The sequence below is a fragment of the Saccharothrix sp. DSM 118769 genome, from assembly GCF_052936295.1.
The window spans coordinates 2,713,387-2,714,453 of record NZ_CP193627.1 but is presented as its reverse complement, the minus strand read 5'-3'; the positions used below and the strand labels follow the sequence as shown (position 1 = coordinate 2,714,453).

Sequence of the window (1,067 nt, the reverse complement as noted above, 5' to 3'; positions counted from 1 at the left end):
CGACAACTCCGGCGGGATCTGCCCCACGAACAACACCGACAACACCGTCTCGAAATCACCGGTACCCGATTCGAAAGACACCAACAACTCCAAGCAGGCAGGAAGCGGAAAGATGATCGTCGGGCGAAGCGGGGACCGGCAGTGCTCCTCCGACCGCGGAGCTCTTGACGGGGGCCGTTCAGCCCGGGCTAAGCGACGGGAGGCACTTCGCCCGTGATGCCCTGGCTGATCTTGATGTTGTTCTCCTCGGTCACCTCTTGGGCCTTGGCGAGCCCGCGGAGGCCGATCCCGATGGTTCCGACGGCTTTCCGGAGTTCTTCGAGGACGGTGAAGAACTCGGTGTTCACCTTGTTCAGCCCCGACCAGATGATCCGGTAGCCCTGGTCCTTCAGGGCGTCGGCCTCACTGCCCTTGATCGGCTTGTGGGTGAGGACCGGGTGCTGGGCGAGGTGGAACTGGCCGAGGCTCTCCCCGGCGTTGTCGTACCTGTCGGCGATCACCCGCAGCTTGCGGCTGTCGCCCCTCAACTCCCCGTCGGCGCCGGAGTACCCGTTGCCGGGATCGGGACTGGTGGACGGCCGGTCCGGGCCTGCGTTCCCGCCGCCGTTCTTCTGGGGGCGCGGTGTCGTCATGGTCGTCTCCTCAGTTCGGTGGGCCGGACAAGAGGTCGTTCAGCGACCGGTTCGGCCCGAGTTCGGGTATCTCGAACATCGCCGGGTCGAGTTCGCCGGCGACCACCGCCTTCGCGTCGAACCCCGGCGGCATGTGGGGCGCCATCAGGTCGGCGGCTTCGTCCGCCGCCTTGCGCTGCGCGGCGGCGATGGTGTCGACCAGGGCGGCGGCCAGTTCCGCCGGGGCCATCCGCTTGTACGCGGCAGTGGGAAACTTGATCTCTTCGACGCCACCGCCGTGCCCGGCGGTGACGGACACCGACCTGCGGGGCGCGGTGGCGGTGGCGCGGATGTCCTTGAGCCTGCTCTGGACGTCCAGCAAGGCCTGCTGCTGCTCCCGGTACTCCGCGAGCAGTCGGCCGAGCTGCTCGGTGTGCGCGTCGGACATGGTGACCT

The 1,067-nt window shown here is 67.7% G+C and carries 2 protein-coding genes; both read right to left on the bottom strand.

Translation table 11 applies throughout. The features are described 5' to 3' along the window. Window positions 1-188 precede the first annotated feature (188 nt). Window positions 189-632: a hypothetical protein gene (locus ACRAKJ_RS12585; protein ID WP_438921733.1), complete on the bottom strand. Its 444-nt coding sequence runs from the start codon at window positions 630-632 to the stop codon at window positions 189-191. Between the two features lie 10 nt (window positions 633-642). Next, entirely contained in the window at window positions 643-1,059 is a 417-nt protein-coding gene (locus ACRAKJ_RS12580) for a YbaB/EbfC family nucleoid-associated protein (RefSeq protein ID WP_438921734.1), read from the bottom strand. Window positions 1,060-1,067 lie beyond the last annotated feature (8 nt).